Source organism: Tenacibaculum haliotis, from assembly GCF_025215075.1.
Taxonomy (GTDB): Bacteria; Bacteroidota; Bacteroidia; order Flavobacteriales; family Flavobacteriaceae; genus Polaribacter; species Polaribacter haliotis_B.
In genome coordinates, this window is sequence record NZ_JAOBTH010000026.1 from 137,139 (window position 1) to 161,004 (window position 23,866).

The 23,866-nt window shown below is 28.2% G+C and carries 21 protein-coding genes; 12 read left to right on the forward strand and 9 right to left on the reverse strand.

From position 1 onward, the window contains the following. Positions 1-69: 69 nt before the first annotated feature. From N2251_RS06745 to N2251_RS06780, 8 genes are all read left to right on the forward strand, one after another. Positions 70-531, forward strand: coding sequence for a GbsR/MarR family transcriptional regulator (locus N2251_RS06745; protein ID WP_260585981.1), 462 nt, complete (start codon positions 70-72; stop codon positions 529-531). A gap of 77 nt (positions 532-608) precedes the next feature. After that, complete coding sequence (locus N2251_RS06750) at positions 609-1,712, forward strand: mechanosensitive ion channel family protein (RefSeq protein ID WP_260585982.1); 1,104 nt, start codon at positions 609-611, stop codon at positions 1,710-1,712. Positions 1,713-1,725: 13 nt separating this feature from the next. Continuing rightward, complete coding sequence (locus N2251_RS06755; protein ID WP_260585983.1) at positions 1,726-2,733, forward strand: hypothetical protein; 1,008 nt, start codon at positions 1,726-1,728, stop codon at positions 2,731-2,733. Positions 2,734-2,894: 161 nt separating this feature from the next. After that, complete coding sequence (locus N2251_RS06760) at positions 2,895-3,269, forward strand: DoxX family protein (protein ID WP_260585984.1); 375 nt, start codon at positions 2,895-2,897, stop codon at positions 3,267-3,269. After that, positions 3,262-3,846 (forward strand): TetR/AcrR family transcriptional regulator, encoded by a 585-nt coding sequence (locus tag N2251_RS06765; protein WP_260585985.1) that lies wholly within the window; start codon positions 3,262-3,264, stop codon positions 3,844-3,846. Before N2251_RS06760 ends, N2251_RS06765 begins: the two co-directional genes overlap by 8 nt. A gap of 1 nt (position 3,847) precedes the next feature. Beyond that, positions 3,848-4,510 (forward strand): NAD(P)H-binding protein, encoded by a 663-nt coding sequence (locus tag N2251_RS06770; RefSeq protein ID WP_260585986.1) that lies wholly within the window; start codon positions 3,848-3,850, stop codon positions 4,508-4,510. A gap of 10 nt (positions 4,511-4,520) precedes the next feature. Beyond that, positions 4,521-5,153, forward strand: coding sequence for a nitroreductase family protein (locus tag N2251_RS06775; protein ID WP_260585987.1), 633 nt, complete (start codon positions 4,521-4,523; stop codon positions 5,151-5,153). 116 nt (positions 5,154-5,269) lie between these two features. Further along, positions 5,270-6,079 (forward strand): helix-turn-helix domain-containing protein, encoded by an 810-nt coding sequence (locus N2251_RS06780; RefSeq protein WP_260585988.1) that lies wholly within the window; start codon positions 5,270-5,272, stop codon positions 6,077-6,079. A 466-nt stretch (positions 6,080-6,545) separates the two neighbouring features. Here the strand turns inward: N2251_RS06780 and N2251_RS06785 are convergent, their stop codons facing one another. The 4 genes from N2251_RS06785 to N2251_RS06800 all read right to left on the reverse strand — a co-directional run bounded on the left by N2251_RS06785 (position 6,546) and on the right by N2251_RS06800 (position 13,440). Next, entirely contained in the window at positions 6,546-8,960 is a 2,415-nt protein-coding gene (locus tag N2251_RS06785; RefSeq protein ID WP_260585989.1) for an ABC transporter permease, read from the reverse strand. Between the two features lie 2 nt (positions 8,961-8,962). After that, positions 8,963-11,389, reverse strand: a complete 2,427-nt coding sequence (locus N2251_RS06790; protein WP_260585990.1) for an ABC transporter permease — start codon at positions 11,387-11,389, stop codon at positions 8,963-8,965. Positions 11,390-11,407: 18 nt separating this feature from the next. Continuing rightward, on the reverse strand, positions 11,408-12,109 hold the full coding sequence (locus N2251_RS06795; protein ID WP_260585991.1) for an ABC transporter ATP-binding protein: 702 nt from the start codon (positions 12,107-12,109) through the stop codon (positions 11,408-11,410). Between the two features lie 86 nt (positions 12,110-12,195). Continuing rightward, positions 12,196-13,440, reverse strand: coding sequence for an efflux RND transporter periplasmic adaptor subunit (locus N2251_RS06800; RefSeq protein ID WP_260585992.1), 1,245 nt, complete (start codon positions 13,438-13,440; stop codon positions 12,196-12,198). Positions 13,441-13,604: 164 nt separating this feature from the next. On the opposite strand from N2251_RS06800, the gene N2251_RS06805 reads away from it, so the two are divergent. The 3 genes from N2251_RS06805 (at position 13,605) to N2251_RS06815 (ending at position 17,315) form a co-directional block, all read left to right on the forward strand. Then, the gene (locus N2251_RS06805) at positions 13,605-14,978 is read left to right on the forward strand and encodes a sigma-54-dependent transcriptional regulator (protein WP_260585993.1); all 1,374 of its coding nucleotides are present in this window, start codon (positions 13,605-13,607) and stop codon (positions 14,976-14,978) included. Between the two features lies 1 nt (position 14,979). Continuing rightward, positions 14,980-16,308: a sensor histidine kinase gene (locus tag N2251_RS06810; protein WP_260585994.1), complete on the forward strand. Its 1,329-nt coding sequence runs from the start codon at positions 14,980-14,982 to the stop codon at positions 16,306-16,308. 593 nt (positions 16,309-16,901) lie between these two features. Beyond that, positions 16,902-17,315 (forward strand): helix-turn-helix transcriptional regulator, encoded by a 414-nt coding sequence (locus N2251_RS06815; protein ID WP_260585995.1) that lies wholly within the window; start codon positions 16,902-16,904, stop codon positions 17,313-17,315. Between the two features lie 148 nt (positions 17,316-17,463). On the opposite strand, the gene N2251_RS06820 is transcribed toward N2251_RS06815, so the two are convergent. The 5 genes from N2251_RS06820 to N2251_RS06840 form a co-directional block, all read right to left on the reverse strand. Next, a complete protein-coding gene (locus N2251_RS06820; RefSeq protein ID WP_260585996.1) occupies positions 17,464-18,999 on the reverse strand; it encodes an SDR family NAD(P)-dependent oxidoreductase in 1,536 nt (511 codons plus the stop codon). 316 nt (positions 19,000-19,315) lie between these two features. Then, entirely contained in the window at positions 19,316-19,780 is a 465-nt protein-coding gene (locus N2251_RS06825; RefSeq protein ID WP_260585997.1) for a cold-shock protein, read from the reverse strand. Between the two features lie 251 nt (positions 19,781-20,031). Then, positions 20,032-20,223, reverse strand: coding sequence for a cold-shock protein (locus tag N2251_RS06830; RefSeq protein WP_260585998.1), 192 nt, complete (start codon positions 20,221-20,223; stop codon positions 20,032-20,034). Positions 20,224-20,359: 136 nt separating this feature from the next. Further along, positions 20,360-21,688 carry a DEAD/DEAH box helicase gene (locus N2251_RS06835; protein WP_260585999.1) on the reverse strand — a complete coding sequence of 443 codons (1,329 nt, stop codon included), beginning with the start codon at positions 21,686-21,688 and terminating at the stop codon, positions 20,360-20,362. A 115-nt stretch (positions 21,689-21,803) separates the two neighbouring features. After that, on the reverse strand, positions 21,804-22,355 hold the full coding sequence (locus N2251_RS06840) for a 1-acyl-sn-glycerol-3-phosphate acyltransferase (RefSeq protein ID WP_260586000.1): 552 nt from the start codon (positions 22,353-22,355) through the stop codon (positions 21,804-21,806). Positions 22,356-22,458: 103 nt separating this feature from the next. On the opposite strand from N2251_RS06840, the gene N2251_RS06845 reads away from it, so the two are divergent. Continuing rightward, positions 22,459-23,802 (forward strand): DNA recombination protein RmuC, encoded by a 1,344-nt coding sequence (locus N2251_RS06845; protein WP_260586001.1) that lies wholly within the window; start codon positions 22,459-22,461, stop codon positions 23,800-23,802. Positions 23,803-23,866: the final 64 nt, after the last annotated feature.

The following is a 23,866-nucleotide window of genomic DNA, read 5'->3' on the forward strand; positions in this document are numbered from 1 at the left end:
GAAACAGATAATTATTTTTAAATTTCATAATAGCAGAACTTAAAAAACTAATTACATTTGCTTTTAATTATGAAAAATAAGCTTAGCCAAAAACAAAAAGAACTCATTGAGAGTTTTGGAGTCGTTCAAGAAGGAATGGGATTGTCACCTGCCTCTGCTCGTGTTGATGCACTACTTATTGTAGCTGATACTCCTGAACTAACATTTGATGAGATTCGTAAAAATTTAGAGTTGAGTAAAAGTGCAACTAGCAATGCTATTAATAATTTATTAATGCTAAAACGTATTGGTTACAAAACAAAACCAGGAGATCGAAAAAGGTATTTTCATACCAAACTAGGTCAATGGAGAAATTCCTTTAAAGATAGCATTAATGCACTTACAAGCTATAACGAAGTTGTACTTCAGATACTTAATAACAGAACTAACGAAACACCCGAATTTAATTCACAACTAAAAGACTTTACGCAATTTATAGAGTATTATCAAAAAGAGAGTATTAAATTGATTGAAAATTGGAAAAATAAATAAGTTTTTTTTACAAAAAATAGTTCTTTTAATTCAGAACTAATCAATTAACACAAAACTAAAAAACATCAAAAAGTAAAATGATTAAATTTTGGACTGCAAATAAACAAGCAATCATATATGCACTTATAGTTATCTGTGTCGTTTTAGTCTTTCGTTTTTTTACCAAATTATTTCATAATTTATTAGAAAAGCAATCACGAAAGAAACGTCCAAATGAAATACCTAAAACAATTCATCTAACACAAAAAATATTAAATTCTTTGTGGATTGTATTAGGTATTATGGCACTTGCTTTTATATTTATTGATAAAGAAAGCTACAAAACTGCTACCGAAAATTTTTACCTTGTTTTTTATTTAGGCATCGTAGCTGTACTAACAATAACCACAGCATCATTAACAAAAACATGGTTTACGCGTACTATTGACAAAAAAACAAAGAACAACGAAGATCCAACGAGCTATAAATTTTTAAGCTATATCACTTTTATTAGTATTTATTTTATTGGCGCCATATTAGCCATACTTGCTTTCCCTTCTTTACGTGGTATTGCCCAAACCGCTTTAGGTGGTGCTGGTGTACTTGCCGTTATTGCAGGTGTAGCTTCTCAGGAAGCTTTGGCGAATGTAGTTGGCGGAGTTTTTATCATCTCTTTTAAGCCTTTTAAAATTGGTGATATCATTAAACTAGATGAAACAATGGTAGGTCGTGTTACAGATATTACCTTACGCCATACAATTATAAGAAATTATGAAAACAAGATGATTGTTATTCCTAACTCAGTAATTAACAAAGAAAAGTTGATTAATTATGATTTAGGTGAACGTATGTGTTGCCAGTGGATAGAAGTCGGTATTTCATACAATTGTAATATTGATTTAGCTAAACATGTTCTTAGAGAAGAGTGTGAAAATCATCCTAATATACTAGATCATCGTAGTGAATTAGATAAATATAACAATGTAAAAAAGGTTGTTATTCGAGTTATAAATCTAGGAGATTCAGCAGTAACATTACGTGCTTGGGCCTGGGCCGAAAATTTTGACAAAGCCTTTGTTATGAAATGTGATTTATATGAAAGTATTAAAAAACGTTTTGATAAAGAAGGTATTCAAATTCCTTTTCCTCACAGAACAATGGTTTTTCAAGATCAACAAATAGATAAATTTAATAGAAAATAAGAACTCCCTAAAAATGAATAAGTTTAAAATAATTATAGCGCTTCTTTTTATCGTATCAATTGCAAATGCACAAGAAAAATCAGCATCGTTACAAAAAAGAACAGCTATTAGTGTAAAAGAAAAATTTCCGAATGCTCGTTTACTTAATTTTGAATACGGACAGTCATTAGCGCGTAATTTTGATTCTGAGTTATTAGGAGTTAATTTTAATAACGCTAAAATAAAGACTCAACATACTTTTAAAGCATCTGCAAATATTCCTTTGCATAGATCAAAAAACAGAAAATGGGCTGTTACTGGTTCTTTAAATTATCTATTAAATTCCTTTGAATTTGAGAATGTAAATGAAACTAATCAACCTATATTCGAACAAAACGGAACTGTAAATTTTCATAATTTTTCTACAGCAATAAGTTCAACCTATTTCTCATCACTTTTTAAAAAACCTGTAATTTATAATGCTTCATTTATTGTTGATGGAAATAATAAAGGCTTAGAACGTGTTAAAGGTTTAGTTGGTTTATCTTTTATTTTAAAAAGAACGCAACGTACCATGATGACTTTAGGTGCCATTGTTTTTGTTGATCCAACATCTCAAATACCTTTTTTTCCTACTTTTTCATACAGTCACAAATTTAAAAACTCTAAATGGGAATTAGATTTTATACTACCACAACGTCTATTATTTAGAAGATTCGTTGGTGAAAATGGTAGATTTTCAATTGGTAGTAGTTTTGGCGGTAATGGTTTTTATGTAAATATAAAAGACAACCCTGCTTATACCGAAACATTTGAATACAGTCAATTAGAAATTAAATCGGGTGTTATGTATGAATACCGATTTAATAATTTTTTGATAGGTACTTTTCAAGGAGGTTTGCAAAATTTTATCAGCAATCGTTTAACAGAAAAAGGAGCTTCATCAAAAGATTACATCTATCAAAATACTCAAAAAGCTACCGGATACTTTCAAATAGGTATTTCCATAGATCCTTTTGCAAAGAAAAAAACTAAAAAATAATAGTAAGAGTCCCCCGCTCTATTTTATAGATATTAATTGCTATAAAAACTGCGTTCGTTTAAGTCTATAATCTAGATATTTACGAACGCTTATTTTTTATTTCAATATAAAAAAGAATGAATATTCATTTTTTTCGTATCTTAGTAATCTAAAAGAACTTTATGAAACCATTCTGGAATATTTTACGGATACTATTAGCACTATTTATACTAAATGCTGGAGTTCAACATTTTATTAAACCTGATTTTTTTAGTCCATTCGTACCCAACTTCTTGGTATATAAAACTTTTATTGTCTTTGCTTCAGGAATTATTGAGATCGCCTTGGCAATAATGTTACTAATTCCTAAATACAAATATATAGCTGCAAGTGGAATCTTAATTTTAATGCTAATTTTTCTACCAATACATATATGGGATGTCTTTTCTGATGTTCCCGCAATTGGTAGCCATAAAGCAGCTCTAATACGATTACCAATGCAGTTTGTTTTAATTGCTTTGGCTTACAAACTTAGAAAAAAAACAAATAATGGCTAAACTTCAAAAAAGTATTGATAAAAGAAATGCACTTGTAAAAGCAACCATCGGGTTGGTTAATAATAATGGTTTTCATGCTACACCAATGAGTAAAATTGCGAAAATGGCAAACGTTTCGCCTGCGACTATTTATTTATATTTTGAAAACAAACAAGATTTAGTAAACCAAACATATATAGACGTTAAAGCAAAATATACTGATTATGCTTTTGCAACTTTTGATGAAAAAATAGCTGTAGAAGAAGGGTTTAAATTAATATGGCATCGTATTGCAGACTTTAAATTAAGAGAATGTGAAAATGCCATGTTTTTAGCGCAATGTAATAATACACCAATGATTGATGAACTAAGTAGACAAGAAGGTATTAAGCATTTACAACCCCTACTAGACCTTTGGACTCGTGGTAAAAAAGAAGGAATTATTAAATCGATGTCTGATTATTTATTATATGCTTACGCTATAAATCCGTTATCTTTTTTAATGACTTCTCAAAAACGTGGTGCATTTACATTAAATAAAACTCATCTAGAAGAAGCTTATCAATCGGCTTGGAATAGTATAAAAGTTTGTAATTAATATGAAAAAAACAGCCATTATATTAGGAGCAACAGGGTTAACAGGATCACTTGTACTGCATAAATTAATTGAAGATGATAACTACAATAATATCAAATTATTCTCACGAGCTAAAATTAAAGGGTTACCTAATAAAGTAACTCAGTTTATAGGAGACATTTTAAAGTTAGCTGATTTTAAAAATGATTTTACTGCGGATGAAGTGTTTTGTTGTATTGGCACAACAGCAAAAAAAACGCCAGACAAAAACACTTATAAACAAATAGATTACGGTATTACAGTAACAGCAGCTAAGTTATCAAAAGAAAATAATATAGCTACTTTTTTAGTGGTTTCTGCAATGGGAGCAAATAAAAAAAGTAATGTATTTTATAATAAAACAAAAGGAGAAATGGAATACGCTGTCTTATCTCTAAACATAAAGAACACGTTTATTTTAAGACCTTCTTTAATTGGTGGTAATCGTAAAGAACATAGATTTTTAGAAAAAATAGGGTTGCTTGTATTTAAAGTTGTTCAACCATTATTTATCGGAAAATTAAAACAGTACAAAATCATAAATGCTGAAACTATTGCACAAGCAATGCTAAACTTAGCAAATAAAACAAACAATACTGAAGTCATTATTACTTCAAACGAAATAAAAAAAATAGCATCAATATAAATTATTAATTATGGAATTATTAGATAAGTTAAACTGGAGATACGCTGCTAAAGCGATGAATGGCGAAAAAGTAGCTGAGGATAAAATAACACGTATTTTAGAAGCTGCACGATTGGCTGCAACATCAAGCGGATTACAACCTTTTGAAATATTTGTAGTTAAAAATCAAGAAATAAAAGAACAGATAAAGCCAATTGCATGGAATCAATCTGTAATTACCGATTGCTCACATTTACTCGTTTTTGCTGCCTGGGACACGTATACTGTAGAAAGAATTAACTATATGTTCGATTTAACGAATGAAATTCGTGGTTTTAAAAACGAAGGTTGGGAGAATTATCGTCAAATGTTATTAGGTATGTACCCTCAAAAAGATGCTGAGGAAAATTTTATTCACGCTGCTAAACAAGCATATATTGCTTTTTCTCATGCCATTATAGCTGCTGCTTATGAAGGTGTAGATGCAACACCTTTAGAGGGGTTTGAACCAGACGCTGTTGATAAAATTTTAGGATTACGCGAAAAAGGGTTACGTAGCGCTGTTTTATTACCGTTAGGATATAGAAAAGAAGCTGAAGATTGGTTAGTTAACTTGGTAAAGGTTAGAAAACCTATGAAAGATTTAGTTACTGTAATAGCATAATTTTTGTAAAAAGTTTATTGAAAAAGGAAAAGGGGTCTTTTTTAAATCTTGCCAAAATTTATTTTCAGGAAAAGAACAACAAATAATTAAAATTGCTCATAAACTTAGAAAAACAAATGGAATTTAATTTTTATGATAAAAAAGATAGTAGAGGGCTTATAAATAATGTTTTTAGCTTAGCTTTTACGCAAGATGACTTACCATTTGCAGCAACGATTATACCTACTACTTTACCAGCTTTAGCATATTTTTTTGGAGGAGAACAAATAATCGTTCATAAAAAAAAGACAATCTCTTTTAAAAGTTTAACCATCGTTGGTCAGTTTTCATGTAACTATGAATACTTTTTAAATAATGAGAGTTTTAATTTAGGAATAAATTTACATCCTACTGCCTTATATAAAATTTTAGGAAAAAACGTTTCAATGTTCACAAATAATCATGTTTCTTTAGAGAAAGTCAATGATGAATTATTTAAAAAATTAAACCCTATTTTTTTAAAGCATGAAAAAAACGTCTCTGATTTTATAAAAGAGATAATAGAGTTTATAGATAATTTAGAATTAATTGTTGATAAAGATGTTGTGTTTATTGATAAAGCTATTACATATATTTCTGAAAATGACGGAATGATTCAGATGGCAGATCTCCTAAAAATCATTCCTTTTTCTCAAAAATCTATAGAAACAAAATTTAAAAAAATTATTGGTTTAACACCTGGTAAATATATTAGATTGATTCGTTTTACAAGACTAATGCGAAAATATGAAAATAATGAAATAGATTTAAATGATCTTATTTATATGTATAATTATCACGATCATTCTCACTTTATAAAAGACTTTAAATTGTTTATGTTAAAAACTCCTAAAGAATATTTTAAAAAAGAATATCCTTTGATAAAAGCATATTCCAAAGATTTATAATTACGATTATTTACAGTTACTATTTTTAATAGATGATTATATTTGGATAACGTTTAGAATTTAACATCTTTTAAATAAAATGTATTAAACAAAAAATAGTTAGTGGTAAAAAGTGCGAAAATTATTTTTTTCGCACTTTTTTTTGTGTTCTAAAGTTTCATTTTTTTCTAGTTTAAAAAAAAGAATAAGAATTTTTATTTTTATAACAAGTTAAGTAAAATTAATTATTACTTTCACAAACATGTATTTATCTTATTACTTAAGCTCATAAATAATCATAATAACAATTAATATGTTAAAAAAATAAACATATACGATTATTTACATTTATAAGCACTATAAAGTTTTTACATTTGTATAACACACAAGTATAATATGTTTATAAGGGGAAAACATATTAAAAAATTAGGGGATAAAAAAGGGCAATTTAATTTGCCCTTTTTTATGCATTAAATAATCAAAAATACTATTCGAATTTTAAATATTTAATTAAATCAATTTTCGTAGCTTTATAAGCTTTAAAACCAACAACAGCGAATACTAAAACAATTAAAATAATTGGTGTTAAAACATATGGTAGTATTGGCATATCAATTCTATAAACAAAATTCTGCAACCAGGTTTGCATAAAATAATATGCAATAGGAATTAATATTACTGAAGAAATTAAAGTAATTTTTAAAAAACTTTTTATTAGTTCAACCATAATTTCTTTAATAGAAGCACCTAATGTTTTTCTTATAGCAACTTCTTTTAATCGCTGCTGAATTGTTAATGTTGCTAAAGCAAATAACCCTAATAAAGAAATAATAATCACAACAGAAGTTAATATTAAAAATAATGTTTTTTGATTTTGATACTTTTTAAACGTTTTAGCAAAGCGTTTGTTTAAAAACTGTGCATTAAAGGGGTAGCCTTGCTCTACATTCTCTTTCCAATAATTCTCTATGTGCTTTAAAGTCTCTGATACATTATTTGGTTTTATCTTAAACTGTATTTGCCAAAAATTTTGTTTAATCCAGTCAAAAGTATTCCAATGAAACATAAAAGTTGGTACTATTTTACGATCTAAACCAAATGAATGGTAATCTTTAACCATACCAACAATTTCAAAAACTTTAACTTTATTGGTTTCATCACTAAAACCTGGTTTTATTTTTTTTCCAATTGGGTCATCATAAATATTAAGCTCTTTTGCTAATGTTTCATTTATTAAAATATTATTAATAGTATCTGAAGCTTTATTTTTGTCTAAAAACCTACCTTTTAACAAAGTTACTTCCATTGTTTTCAAATAATTAAAATCAAAAGCATTTGCATAAGCTTGTATTGAGAGGGCTTTATAATCTACATTTGTAGACATTGAACTCCCTCCTCCAATTGTAAAGGAATTACTTGTAACCACATCAATATTTGGATGTTTTATTAATTCCTTTTTAGCGAGTTCATATTTTTTAAATCTATTATCAAAATCATTGAGTGATACAATAACAACTTGTTCTCCTTTAAAACCAAGATATTTATTCATCATATAATTTACTTGATTATAAATGACGACTGAACCTGTTAAAAAGAACCCAGAAATTAAAAATTGAACACCTAGCATAATATTTCTTGCAAAAACACCTTGTTTGCTTCTTGAAATATTGCCTTTTAAAACTTCAACAGCTTTAAATTTTGATAAATAAATAGCTGGAATAAAACCAACAGTTAATGAAATAAGTAATGCTAAGATTCCAACTTTTAAAAGTAATTCTATATTTAAAATTGAAATTTCTTTATTCATAAAGTCATTAAATGATGGCAAAATAAGTTCTACCAAAACTAATGATAAAATGAATGCTATAAATCCTTGTAAAACAATTTCTAAAGCATATTGTTGTGTTAAAGCAAGTTTAGAAAGTCCTAGCGTTTTTTTAACTCCAACTTCTTTTGCTCTTTGTGTTGCTGAAGCAATTGATAAATTAATGAAATTTACACAAGAAATAATGATTAATAAAACTGATAAGGATAACATTATTAAAATTAATTGATAATTTCCTTTCCCTTCTGGCCCAGCATCATCTGCAATTGTTTTTAAACGAATGTCTTTTAACGGTTCAAGAATAACAGTTGTTCCATTTTTTCCGAAAAAATCTTCTATTGATAAACCATCTTTTTTAGCTTCTGGTTCTGTAACATTTTTAAACCAAACAGCATTTACTTTCTTATTTAATTCTTTTAAGTCTGAACCTATATTTGTTTTAACAAACAAATTATTTGAGAAACTACCCCATTTTCCTTCTAAATCTTCTTTAAACTGAATGACCATTTTTGGCATAAAATAATGCTTACCAGTTATTTTATAAACAGTTGTAACTATAAAACTTCTATCTTGAAAATCAATTGTTTTTCCAATTGCAGATGTTTTTCCAAACAAATTTTTAGCTTGTTCTTCTGATATAGCTAAATGGTTTCTACCTTGCTTAAAAGCTTCTGAACTACCTTCTTTTATCTGAAAAGGAAAAAACTCAAAGAAACTAGACGTTCCTTTTAACACATTTCTAACATATGATTGTTTCCCATTCACTTTAATTAGCGTGTTATGAGTCCAGCTATTACTTAAATAAAAGTTATTTATTTCAGGTATTTCATCATTAAATTTTTCTCCTTCTAAATTGTTACTACTTGCCCAAATTTCTCCATCAGACATTTTATGAATTACTCTGTAAACTTCATTTGCACTTGGATTCTTAATATTATAACTTTCTTCATCATTTAAGTATAATAACACCAATAATAACCCAGCAAAACCTAAAGTTAAACCAAATATGTTAACGACTATATTTAACCAATTCTTTTTACTATTTCTAAAAAATATTTTAAACCATATTTTAAACATAATTATTCGAATTTCAAATATTTAATTAAATCGATTTTTGTTGCTTTATAAGCTTTAAAACCAACGACAGCGAGCACTAAGACAATTAAAATAATTGGCGTTATTATGTATGGTAGTATTGGCATGTCTATTCTGTAAACAAAGTTTTGTAACCAGTTTTGCATAAAATAATAAGCAATAGGAACTAGTATTACTGAAGAGATTATTACAATCTTTAAAAAATTTTGTAATAACTGAATCATAATTTCATTTACTGATGCGCCTAATGTTTTACGAATTGCTACTTCTTTTAATCGTTGCTGAATTGTTAAGGTTGCCAAAGCAAATAACCCTAATAAAGAAATTAAAATAACTAATAAAGAAAGCACTAAAAACAATGTTTGTTGCTTCTGATATTTTTTATACGTTTTGGCGAATTTCGTATCTAAAAACTCATATGAAAAAGGATACTTTACATCTATATTTTGTCTCCAATATGTTTCTATTTCTGCAATAGAACTATCCATATTATTAGGTTTTATTTTAAATTGAATTGCAGGAATCCAACCATGTGTAAACTCTAAACCTTCCCATGGTACTAAAAACATAGGTGCTATTTTAGAATCAAAACCATCAAAATGATAATCTTTAATCATACCTATTACTTCAAATGAGTTTGATTCATCTTCGTCTTCAAGCCAACCTAAAGCTAATTTTTCTCCTAAAGGATTGTTATAAATACCTAATGCTTTAGCAGCTGTTTCATTTATTATAATTTTATTGGTTTTATCTGTTGCTTTTTCATCAGAAAAGTTTCTACCTTTTAGTATTTCAATTTTAGCAAAATCTATATAATTATAATCTACAACGTTTGATGCTGTATTTAAACTTTTGTCGTTTACTTTATGCCTTAATCCAGTACCATTTACATAGCCTTCTCCTGGAACGAACATACTTGCTGTTACAGCAATAATGCTTTCTTTTTTAGATAAAACTTCTTTTGCTAATTTATATTTTTGAAATTTATTAGGCATACTATAAACATCTACAGAAAGTACTTGTTCCTTATCAAAACCTAACTCTTTTTCCATCATATAGTTAATTTGATTTCCTACAATTAACATACTAATAATAAAAAAACCAGAAATTAAAAACTGTAATCCTAACATTATGTTTCTAGCTAAATTTCCTTTTTTACTTTTAGAAACACTTCCTTTTAATACTTCAATAGCTTTAAAATTAGAAAGATATATTGCAGGAATACTACCTACAAAAAGAGATATAAATATTGCCGTAAAAAATAACGTTATTAATGAATTTGAATGTAAAATTGAAATTTCAGTTTCAACAAATTCATTAAAAAATGGTAACGATAATTCTACAATTACCAAAGCAAAAAGAAATGATATAAATCCTTGTAAAACAATTTCTAATATATATTGAAAAAGTAAATGTTTTTTAGGCAAACCAAGTGTTTTCTTTACTCCTACTTCTTTAGCTCTTTGGCTTCCTGTAGCTACAGATAAATTGATGAAATTTACACAAGAAATAACAATTAAAAGAATAGATAAACCTAATAAAACCATTAATAGTTGATAATTTCCTGTTCCGCTCGGTCCTGCTCTTTTTGCAGTATTATGCAAATACAACGTATCTAGTTTGTCTAAAAGTACTGTTGGAATTCCGTATTTTTTATCAAACTCTGGAATTGTCATTCCATGACTTTCAACCTCAGGTCTATATGCTTTTTCAATAATAACTTGATTCATTTTTTGTTGTAAATCTTCCAAATCTGTTCCTTTAGTAATTCTGCAAAAAACTTCATTATTATGATTTCCCCAATTAACTTCAAATGCTTCATCAAACTGAATTAAAACTTCAGGTTCGTGATGTGAATTCTTCGGAATTTCATATACACAGCTTACAATATAATTTTCCCCATCAATTTTTACCGTACTACCTACCGCTTTATCTCCTTTAAAAATTCTTTCAGCATATGCTTTTGATAATGCAATATTCTTTCTTGTTTCAGTAAATTTCTGAGAAGATCCTGCTATAATTTCAAAAGGGAAAAAGTCAAAAAATTGAGGTTCTGTAAATATTGTTTTGTCATTAAATTCATAACCATCTTTGTACTGAATTACCTTACTCCTATAAAATGGTTTTACCATTATAGATGCTGTTACTTCTGGTAACTCTTTTGGAAATGTTAAATACATTCCGGCATTTACGGTATACCAAACTTCATCATTTTTAGCCTGTTTTAGGTTTACTCGATAAACATCATCCTTATTAGGATTCCATTGATTATAACTTTTCTCTTCGTTTAAGTATAATAAAACAATTAATAAACCAGCCAAACCTAAGGTTAAACCACTAATATTAATAATTGTATTTAACCAGTTTTTTTTGCTATTCCTAAAAAATATTTTTAACCATATTTGATACATAAATTTTTCTTTTTTAGATTAGTTAATTAAAACATCAACTTTATGCTCATTCTTTTTCTCAGAAATTACTTCCCCGTCTTTTAAAGTAATAATTCTTGAAGAAAATTTAGCATCGTAAGATGAGTGTGTAACCATAACAATTGTAGCTCCAGAAGCATGCAATTCAGTTAATAATTCCATTACATCATTACCACTTTTACTATCTAAATTACCTGTTGGTTCATCGGCTAAAATTAATTTAGGATTCGTTACTAAAGCTCTAGCTACAGCTACTCTTTGTTGCTGACCACCAGACAATTGTAACGGAAAATGTTTTGCTCTATGCGCAATACCAATCCGTTCTAAAATTTCTGTAACTCTAACTTTTCTTTCGGATGCTTTTACCTTATTATAAATTAAAGGAAGTTCTACATTTTCGTATACTGTTAACTCATCAATTAAATTAAAATTCTGAAAAACAAAACCAATATTTGCTTTACGCAGGCTTGATCTTTCTTTTTCATTAAACTTTGCCACTTCTGTTTCATCAAATAAATAGCTTCCTTCGTTTGGCGCATCTAACAAACCAATAATGTTTAATAAAGTTGATTTACCACAACCTGATGCTCCCATAATTGAAACAAACTCTCCTTTTTTAACTTCTAAACTCAACTTATTTAAAGCTGTTGTTTCTACTTCTTCTGTTCTGTAAACCTTTACTAAATTTGTTATTTTTATCATTTTAATATGTTTTTTAATTTTTTATTTAACAGTTCTCGACTCCGCTCGAACTGACATTAACTTTATTACTTTACAACTTTTAAACTCTAATTTATATTTACCTCTTCCATCTTTTCAAAATCATCATAGCTAGAGGTAATTACTTTATCTCCTTCCTTTAAACCTTCAATAATTTCGTAATAAAAAGGATTTTCTCTACCTATTTTAATGTTTCTTTTTACTGCTTTATTATCCGAATCTAAAACAAAAACCCATTTACCATTTGTACTTTGATAAAACAATCCTTTAGGTATTAATAAAGCTTTTGTTTTACCAGATAAAAACACTTTACTATTTAAAGACATACCTCTTTTTATGTTGTTTGATAAAGTATCCTTCTCAAACAATAATTCTACTTTAAATTGTCCGTTTTGTACTTCAGGATAAATTTTTGATAAGACTATTTTATAATTTTCATTATTTGCAGAAACGCTTCCTTTAATTCCCTTTTTAAGTTTAGAAATATAGTATTCATCAACATTTGCTACTAATTTATAACCGTCTAAAACATCCATTTTTCCGATTGGTTGTCCTTGATTATAATTTTCTCCTAATATTGGGTTAAAAGAAGATAACAAACCATCTACCGGCGCTTTTACAGTAAAATTTTCTTTGTTTTTACGTAATAACTCTAAGCTTTTTCCCATGTTATTTAACGATGAATTTATACTTATTAATTGTAAATCTCTACTCCTTTTTTCTTCTGAAACACTTTTTTTAATTACGCCATTTCTCTCTTTTTGATACGAGTGTTCTTGAGCAGATTTTTCATAATCATTTTTTGCTACAACTCCTTTCTCGAATAATTTCTTATCTAAATCATATTGACGTTTTGCATTTCTAAAATCATTATTAATACTCAATAATTGCTGATCTAAACTTAATTGCTGATTTTTAATACTTACTCGTAAATTTCTTAAATTATTAATCTGCTCGATCATTGCTGTTTCTTGCGTTAAGTAATTTAATTCAGCATTGGGGTTGTAAACTTTTAATAAAGGCGTTCCTTTTTTAATCATTTGCCCGCTTTCAACAAAAATTTCAGACACTGAACCACCCTGAATAACATTTACTAAAACAGACGTTTTTGGCTCAACTGTACTATTAAATAAAATTACATCTTCAAAATCTCCTCGAGTAATTTCTCTAATACTTAAATTATCTTTATTAATGTTAACTTGTTTTTTACGTGTTAAATTCATTAAAATAATACATATTAATAAGACGATTGGAATTCCCCATAATAGCATCTTTTTAGTTGATTTATTTTTTGTCTGTATCTGTTTATCCATTATAATTTGTCTTCGTTTGGCATAGTTAAGTCCATAAATGTGCCACTAGAAAATATATATGTAAATTACTAATAAACAGGTGTTTAAGTTTTCAACTAAGTTCTCAGGTGTTCAAAAACGAACATTTTTTTGTTCATATTCAAACAATTGACTAACTATGTAGTATGAGAAAAAAAGAAGCAACCATATTGATAGTAGATGATGATGATGATATCTTATTTTCTGCCAGAATAAGTTTAAAGAAATATTTCACCGAAATTATCACGGCTAATAATCCGAAGAAAATAAGTAATCATTTAACTTCTTCAACCCATATAGATGTTGTTTTGTTAGATATGAATTACCGTATTGGTTATGAAGATGGTAAAGAAGGTTTGTATTGGTTAAAGCATATTAAAGAAGTTAGTCCGGAAACTACCGTGCTTTTAATGACAGCTTTTGGTAGTGTAAATTTAGCTGTTGATGCTATTAAAAAAGGAGCTACTGATTTTATATTAAAACCTTGGAATACTGAGAGGTTATACGGAATTGTAAATTCGGGAATAGAATTATCACGTTCTAAACGAAAAACAACACAATTACAAACCGTTCAAAAATTAAACGATAAAGATTTTCATCAACAAACAGAACATATTATTGGTACTTCTCCAGCAATGAAATCGGCGGTTGGCTTGGCGCAAAAAGTTGCACCTACAGATGCTACTATTTTAATTTTAGGTGAAAACGGAACAGGTAAATACGTATTTGCAAAAGAAATACATTTAAAATCCGAAAGAAAAAACCATCCTTTTATTCATGTCGATTTAGGTTCTTTAAATGAAAATTTATTTGAAAGTGAATTATTTGGTTATACAAAAGGAGCTTTTACGGATGCTCATAAAGATACTATTGGTAGATTTGAATTAGCAAAAGGCGGTACTATTTTTTTAGATGAAATAGGTAACCTTCCACTCCATTTACAATCTAAATTATTAACTGTTGTTCAGAACAGAAAAATAACACGTTTAGGTGAAGGTAAAGAACGAGCTATTGATGTGCGCATTATTTGTGCTACAAATGCAAATGTTCATAAAATGGTAGCAGAGCAATTGTTTCGTCAAGATTTGTTGTTTAGAATAAATACCATCGAATTAAACTTACCGCCGCTTCGAGATCGTATTGGTGATATTGAGTTACTAGCTAATCATTTTTTGAAGAAACTAAACCAGAAATACAGAAAGAAAATAAACGGATTTAGTACACAAGCTATTAGTGGATTAAAAAAATATCATTGGCCTGGAAATATTAGAGAAATAGAACATATTGTAGAGCGTGCAGTAATTATAACAGATAATACTGAAATTCAGTTAGAAGATTTACATTTTTCAACTAAAAAACTAGAAGCTACATTGGCTAATAGTTTAAACTTAGAAGAAACTGAAAAGTTGTTAATAGAACAAGCGTTGCAAAAGCATCAAGGTAATATTTCTCGTGCCGCAAAAGATTTAGGTTTAACCCGAGCTGCACTATATAGACGCTTAGAAAAACATCAATTATAAAATGGGAAAACCTCAATTTATTCAGATACTTATTAGAGTTTTGCTATTGATAATAAACGGAATTCTAGTTTTTTTCACCTATTTAAACGGATACTCAATTAACACTATTGGGTTTTCTTTTTTGTTTATTTTTCAACTATTCTTATTTTTTGATTATCTAAAAAAACTGTTTGCTGATATCGAAAAATCGATAGATTGTTTATTGCATGATGATTATTCGAATACTTTTTCATCTAAAAAAAGAGAAAACCCGTTACACAACAAAACTGCTTTATTATTAGAAAAAAACCGAAAGAAAAGTCTTTTAAAAACTTCTGAAGCGTTAATTCTTACCAATATTATAGAAAGTTTAAGTACAGGTATTCTTATTTTAAGAAAAGATACGAATCTACAAATTGAAGTATTTCAAATTAATAAAGCGTTTACCGAATTTTTAAAAATACCAAAATTTTATAATTGGAATTTATTAAAAGGTAAACTAGGTAACCTAGCTAACTTCATATCTAAATGGGAAGAAGTTAAGCATACTATTAGTATTGATGTAAATGATATAAAAGAAAGTTTTTTCTTAAAAACCTCGGTAACACAAACCAATCAATATGAATATTTAATTATTTCTTTAGAAACGATTCAGCAATTAATTGATAAGAAAGAAAAAGAAGCTTGGTATAAATTAATGAATGTAATGTCGCACGAAATAATTAATACCATTACTCCTATTAGTAGTTTAGCCGAAAATTTAGATTCTCTTTTACAAGAAGATCAAACTGATGAAGAAACAATACAAGAGTTATCGCAAGGGTTGCAAATAATTAAACGTCGTTCATACCATTTAACATCTTTTGTAGATACTTATAGAAAGTTAGCTGAATTACCTTTGCCACAAAAAGTAGAAGTAGATCTTACTATAATTATTAAAAATACTTTAACACTTTTTCAACAAGAATTTTTATCTAAAAAAATACATATAGAATTCGATGTTTCTAAAGAGATAATTATTAATGCTGATAAACAACAAATAGAACAAGTACTTATAAATTTATTATCTAATTGTTTGTATGCTTTAGTTGCTATAGAAAATCCAAAAATCACAATTAAATTACATCAAGAGAATAACCGAATAAACTTATCTGTTATAGATAACGGTATTGGAATTTCTAATGATATTAAAGACAACATCTTTATTCCATATTTTACAACTCGAAAAGACGGTTCTGGAATTGGTTTAACTTTAAGTAAAAGTATTATGGAAGCTCACAACGGAACGATTCGGTTTGTATCACATACAAATGAGACCTGTTTTAAGTTAACTTTTATAAATATTAAGTAATTCACAATTGTAAACTATGTATTTATAAGTGTTTTTGCTTTTTAAAACAGTAATAGGATTTATTCTAAAAATGCTCTGAATTATTGATATTTACAATTGTAAATATGATTAAATACTTCATTATCACCTTATTTTAAGTTTATATATCTTAAATGAAGTGGTTTATCTGTTAATTAATATATATGCTTATATATATACTTATATATATTAATTAAGTATTCTTTAAAGCCCTTAAATACTATACACTTATTGATTTTTAATCGCTATAGTTCTATTTATGCGTTATTAAATATACCTCTTTTGCATTAATAAACAAGCTGTTTACATATGTAACCTAACATCTAAGTAAAGTTATATATTTACAAATGTATCTAGTTGATTCCTTTAATAACAGCGACCTAATCCGTATAAACTATTGAAAATCTCTATAACAAAACCATAAGTATCTGTTTTTTAGCAATTTATAACCGATTACCTATAGCTTTAATAGACTACAATAGAGGTTATTAAGTTGTATTGTTGAATTACCTACCTTAATTTACAATTGTGTATCTTTACAATTCATATATGTAATTCACAATTGTAACTTATCTATGGATTTACTTACTCGATTAAAAGAAATAATTGCTCATTACGATTTAACATCGTCAACTTTTGCGGATAGTATAGAAGTGCCACGCTCTAGCATATCTCACCTATTGTCGGGCAGAAACAAACCAAGTTTAGATTTTGTTATGAAAGTGGTTGATAAATTTCCAGAAGTAGATTTGTACTGGTTATTATATAATGAAGGATCTTTTCCTAAAAAAGAAAAAGAAATCGCTATTGAAAAATCAACAGTAAACATTAAAAAAGAAAAAGAAGCTCCTTCTCTATTTTCTGAAAATTCGATATCCGAAGAAGAACCTGTAATTAATTCAAATATGCAATTGTCAGGAAACACAAAAAAACTACGAAAAGTTGTTCTTTTATATACTGACGGAAGTTTTGAAGAGTTTAACCAATAAATCAGTCCTTTTATTAAATACCACTTTAAAAGAAAATAATTTAGATTTTAAATGAGCTTTTATATCTAATAAAAAATGTCCCGTAGTAATTTTAAAATTACTACGGGACATTTTTAAATGGTATTATTTTATTAGCTCAGGTTAGATATTACCAATCAATAGGAAAATAATCTTTTAAAAATTTTCCACACCAATGTTTACCTGTATTAATTCCATCAATTAAAGGATCCATAACTCTTGCAGCACCATCAACAATATCTAACGGTGGTTGAAAATCATGAACTTCAACTTTCTTTTTAGATAATTCAGCAGGGTCTTCATCTGTAACCCAACCTGTATCTACCGCATTCATATAAATACCTGATTTTGCAAATGTAGAAGCAGAAGTATGTGTTAACATATTTAAAGCAGCTTTTGCCATATTAGTATGTGGATGCCTATCTACTTTTTTAAAGCGATGGAATTTTCCTTCCATAGCAGTTACGTTAATAATATGCTTCTTACCAGTGTTTTCTTTCATCATTAGGTTAGACAAGCGATTACATAAAACAAAAGGGGCAACAGCATTTACCAATTGCACTTCTACCATTTCTGTAGTTTCTATTTCACCTAATCGTAAACGCCAACTATTGGTTTTTCTTAAATCTACTTGTTGTAAATCAGCATCTAATTGTCCTTCAGGAAATACTTCTGATGTTTGTAAAGAGTTATCAAAACTATACGGAATTTGAGATAACTCTGCTGAATTACGTAACCCTATTCCTGGTTCTGGTCCATGCCAAGTAACAGGCAACACGTTATTTTTATCTGTTTTAGAAGGACCTATACTTAAACTCGATAATTCTTCTAAACAACTTTCATGATCTTTTAGTAATCTTTGCGCTAACTTCGGAAGCTTATCAACAGGTAATTTTTCATTTTCCATTAAGTGGAAATAAAATCCTGATGGTCTCCTTACTGTTTGAGCAGCATTATTAATTAAAATATCTAATCGATCGTATTTTTGCTCTATATAATTACAAAAAATTTCTACACTAGGTATGTGTCTTAAATCAAGACCATGAATATGCAAGCGGTCGCTCCAATCTTTATAATCTTCTTCTTTAGAAAAACGGATAGCAGAATCTGCCGGAAAACGTGTAGTAGCTACAACTGTTGCACCTGAACGCAATAACATTAAGGTAATATGATAACCAATTTTTAAACGCGAACCTGTAATTACAGCTACTTGATCTTTTAAATCAGTAGTTTGAAAACGTTTAGCATAATTTAAATCACCACAATCTTTACACATCGTATCGTAAAAATGATGGAGTTTTGTAAACATGGTTTTACAAACGTAACAGTTTCTGGCAGATTCTAACTCTAAAGTATCTTCATCAATGGCAGCTGCTGCTAATAATTTAGGTGCCACAAATAATGCTGCTTCACGAGCAGAACGAATTCCTGTAGTTTTTCTTGCGTGTGTATCTTTCGCAATCATTTTACGCTTCGCTGCCTTTTTAGCATCTTTTCTTCGGCGTTCAAACTCAGTACGATTTGGCCTAGTTAATTCACCTGCAGCCTTAAATAATGCTACTCTTTGGGCTTCTGGTAATTCAAAAAGTTGGTTTGTATCTTCCAATAATTGTTGTAAAGTCGTAATACAAGATGCAATGTCTATATTCGATTTTTCTTCACTCATAAACAAATTATTTATTTTTATTTTAGAAGTTTTAATATCCTTTTACTATACAAATTATTCTGAAATAGCTTCAGAATACTCCTTCGATATCTAGGTCATAGCTTTAAAATAAAAATCTCTGCTATACTCTTTATATCTAGGCGCGAAATTACCTATTTTTAATGAATTTATTTTATCTATTAAAGAATAAAAAATACTTTATAATAGCTATTTTTTAATGCTAAAATCAAAAAAAAGAGATTTACCAATATTGGTAAATCTCTTTTTTTATTTATAGTTGCTCTTAAAAAAGCAATAATCATTAAAGTAAGATTAATTATTTAACCAATGTTACTTTTACAGCATTCATACCTTTCATCCCTTTTTCAAGTTCGAAACTTACTTTATCGTTTTCTGAAATCTGATCAATAATACCACTAACGTGTGTAAAGTATTTTTCTTGATCTGCAGAATCGATGATAAATCCAAATCCTTTAGATGAATCGAAAAAAGAAACAGTTCCTTTTCTAACAGGATCAAATGCTTCTTTATCTCCTTCTAAAGTTTTAGGTACACTTACTTGAATATCCTCTAAACTGATTTCTTCTATTACTTGATCTGGATCAGGAGGAGTAGCACTTAAATTTCCATAAGCATCTGTATATGCAAATTCAATTCCAGTTGGTCCATTTTCCCTTATATCAGCCTTTCGAGCTTCCATTTTCTTTCTTTTATCTTCACGTTTTTTTAAACGCTTTTTCTCTTTTTCATTCTTATTAAATGATTGCTGAGATTTTGCCATAAGATTAATTAATATATAATTTTAATACTAGTTATAATTTAGAGTATTGATAAATACCTTTCATTGGAGATTATCATAATCGCCCCAATATAATCCTAAATTACGTATTTTTTTTGATTTTTTTTGATTTTTTCACTTAAAAATTCTTTTAAACCTAAATTTAAAAGAAAAAGTATTACTTCTAATTACATTCTATGAAAATAAAAAGTCCATCAAAGAATGATGGACTTTTAAAACTTAAAGTATATTTTTTAGATAACTTTTACGTTAACCGCATTTGGTCCTTTCTTTCCTTCTTCTAAATCAAATTCTACTTCGTCTCCTTCGCGAATTTCATCGATTAAACCTGAAACGTGTACGAAATGATCTTTTGTTACTCCTTCTTCAGTGATGAAACCAAATCCTTTAGTGTCATTGAAAAACTTTACTATTCCTTTACTCATTGTAATGTAATTAAATTTATAATACTTATTCAGTTTGCAAAGATGGTGCCATATTTTTGATAAAATACATATTAATTGATTTATTTTTAATAAATCTTGTATGTCATATTAGTTATGGCTCATTTAAACCAACTTATTATTTTCTTTTTTTGTCTTTTTCCACTTTCGTAGTATTAGATTGTGCTAAATAATTAGCTAATACTTTATCTACCAATTCGTCTTTTGTTAAATGATGAAAGATTGTTTTTATTTTTGCTTTAAAATCTTCTGAAACGTTACGGTTAGGTTTGGTTTTAAATATTTTATTAGCCCATATTAAGCCATTATTTTCTTCAATACTTTTAGCATCTGCCTTTTTAAATGGCTTGAAACTAATCCCTAGTTCCTTTTCAAAATCTGCAATATCTTTTACTTCTTCCTCTTGCAATATAGTTAACGAAAGTCCGGTTGCTCCTGCCCTAGCCGTTCTACCACTTCTATGTACGTAAGCATCATAAGTATCTGGTAAATGATAGTTTACTACATAAGAAACTTCTTTTACATCAATACCACGAGCTGCTAAATCGGTAGCAACTAATATATCTATATGTCCTTCTCTAAATTGCCCCATAATTCGATCACGAATTCCTTGTGTTAAACTACCATGAATGGCTCCTGAAGAGAATTTGTTTATCGCTAAATTCTTAGCCAATTTGTTAACTGCAGCTTTCGTTTTACAAAAAATAATACCTCGCTGACCAATTTTTGAATTTAAAAAATGAAGTAATACTTCTAATTTTTCTATTGGTGCTACTACAACATATTGATGATTGATACCTTGGTGACCAACTGTTGTCATGTCTGCTTCAACATTAATTACATGTTTTGACATATAATTTTGCACCAATTGTTTTATCGTTCCAGGCATTGTTGCCGTAAACAATAATGTTCTTCTCGATTTCGGAATTTCTTTAATAATACTATCTAATCCTTCTTTTAAAGCACTTACCATTTCATCAGCTTCATCTAAAATAAAATGCGTTATATGCTTAACATCTATCGCATTTCTTTTTATTAAATCAGCCAAACGACCTGGTGTTGCCACAACAATATGTGTATCAGACTGTAAACGTTCTATTTGTGGTTTAATAGGTATTCCTCCACAAACTGCTGCGATTGATATTTTTGGACTATTAGCTGAAAATGATATAAGATTATTATATATCTGTTGCCCTAATTCTCTCGTAGGAGCTAATACAATTGCTTGTACTTTAGGTGAAGTTACATCAATTAATTGTAATAAAGGTAAACCAAAAGAAGCTGTTTTACCTGTTCCGGTTTTTGCCAATACAACTACATCTTCTTTTTGATTTAGTATCACAGGAATTGCCTTTTCCTGTACATCTGTTGGTACAGAAATTTGTAAATCGGCTAAACTCTGTTGTAATTCTGTATTAATTCCTAAATCTGAAAACTGTTTTGGCATAAAATATTTTTTATGCAAAGATAATCACACTTATAAGAAATACTATCAATTCATATTCCTTTTATTCAAATAACGACTTATAAATAATGTTATTATTAAAAATAAAAACCTGCTTTTAAAGCAGGTTTTTGTTATTAAATAATTCGGGTTTTGCACCTTTAATGTCTTTATAAAATTCATAAAAATGAGCAAAATCAGCTTTTATATCATCCGTTACATAAAACGGCTTTGATAACTTTACTTGCTTATTTTCAAAATCGAAACCAAGCATTACAATTGGTATATTAGCACCTTTAGCAATGTAATAAAATCCTGTTTTCCATTTATCTACATATTGCCTTGTACCTTCAGGAGAAATTGCTAATTTAAATTCTTCTTTTGAATTAAAAATATCAATAATTGCATCAACAACATTTGTACTTTTAGTTCTGTCTATCGGTGCTCCACCTAAAGCTTTAAAAAAAACGCCAAAAGGAGGTTTAAATAATGATTTTTTCCCTACAAAATTAAGTTTGGTTTTTGTGATGTTTCTAGAGAATAAACCCACATAAAAGTCTTCCCAACTAGTGTGTGGTGCTCCTATTAATACGTATTTTTTAAGTTCTTTCGGAAACTCTCCATCAAACTTCCATCCTAAAATTTTTGTAAATATAAATTTAGATATCATCTATTAATTATAAAATTCAAAATTACGCTTTTCTATATAAAATTCAAACAAAATTAACCAATCTTACGTTATATTTGTTAGCATATAAACTTACGAAATTCTAATGAATACTTCTCTTTTAATTGGCATTGTTGCCTTGTGCACCTTAATTTTTGGTTTTGTTATCGGTTATCTTTTATCAAAATTAAAAGTTAAACAACAGTTTGCAGATTTAGAAAAAAAAATAACAACTCAACAAATAAATTCTTCTAATTTAGAAATTCAAAAAACTGAAATTCAAGGTCGTTTCACTGATAAAGCAAAAGAAACGGAAGAAATCCGCAGAGAAAAAGAATTCTTAAATGTTGAATTAGCTAGAAAAAATGAGGAATTAAAAAACCTTCAAATAAAGCTTAACGAAAACAAAATTGAAGTAGAAAAACTACAAGATAAATTTACCAAAGAGTTTGAAAACTTGGCTAATAAAATTTTAGAGGAGAAGTCAAGTAAATTCACAGAACAGAATAAAGAAAATATTAAAAACATCTTACATCCGCTTCAAGAAAAAATTAAAACTTTTGAAGATAAAGTTGATAAAACACATAAAGAAAGTATCGATTATCATTCAGCTTTACGTCAACAAATTGTAGGTTTAAAAGAGATGAACCTACAAATGAGTAAAGAAACTATCAATTTAACAAAAGCCTTGAAAGGTGATAATAAAATTCAAGGAAATTGGGGGGAGTTAGTACTAGAACGTGTTTTAGAAAAATCTGGATTAGAGAAAGATAGAGAATATTTTGTGCAACAGTCTTTTACAAATGATGATGGCAAACGTGTTTTACCAGATGTGGTGATTCATTTACCTGATAATAAAAAAATGATTGTCGATTCGAAAGTTTCACTAACCGCTTATGAACAATATGTAAATACAGATGATGATTTAGAGAAAGAACGTTTTTTAACAGCACATATTAATTCTTTAAAAAGACATGTAACCCAACTATCTGAAAAAAAATATGAAGATCTTTATAAGATAGAATCTCCTGATTTTGTACTACTTTTTATACCTATCGAACCGGCATTTGCCATTGCTTTAAATCAGGATAATTCATTGTATAATAAAGCATTTGAAAAAAATATTGTTATTGTTACGCCAACTACGTTATTAGCTACTTTGCGTACTATTGATACCATGTGGAATAATGAAAAACAACAGCGAAACGCGTTAGAAATTGCCAGACAAGCAGGTGCTTTATATGATAAATTTGATGGATTACTACAAGATTTAATAGGCATAGGAAAAAAAATAGATGCCTCTAAAGATGATTACAATGCTGCAATGAATAAGTTAGTAGATGGTCGAGGTAATCTTATAACGAGTGTCGAAAAACTGAAGAAAATGGGTGCGAAAGCTAAAAAAACATTGCCCGAAAATATTGTTGAAAGAGCTCGAGAAAATGAATAAAAAGCAACATTCTTTTTTATAAATATTAAACACAAAAAAGTCCACCTAAATCAGGTGGACTTTT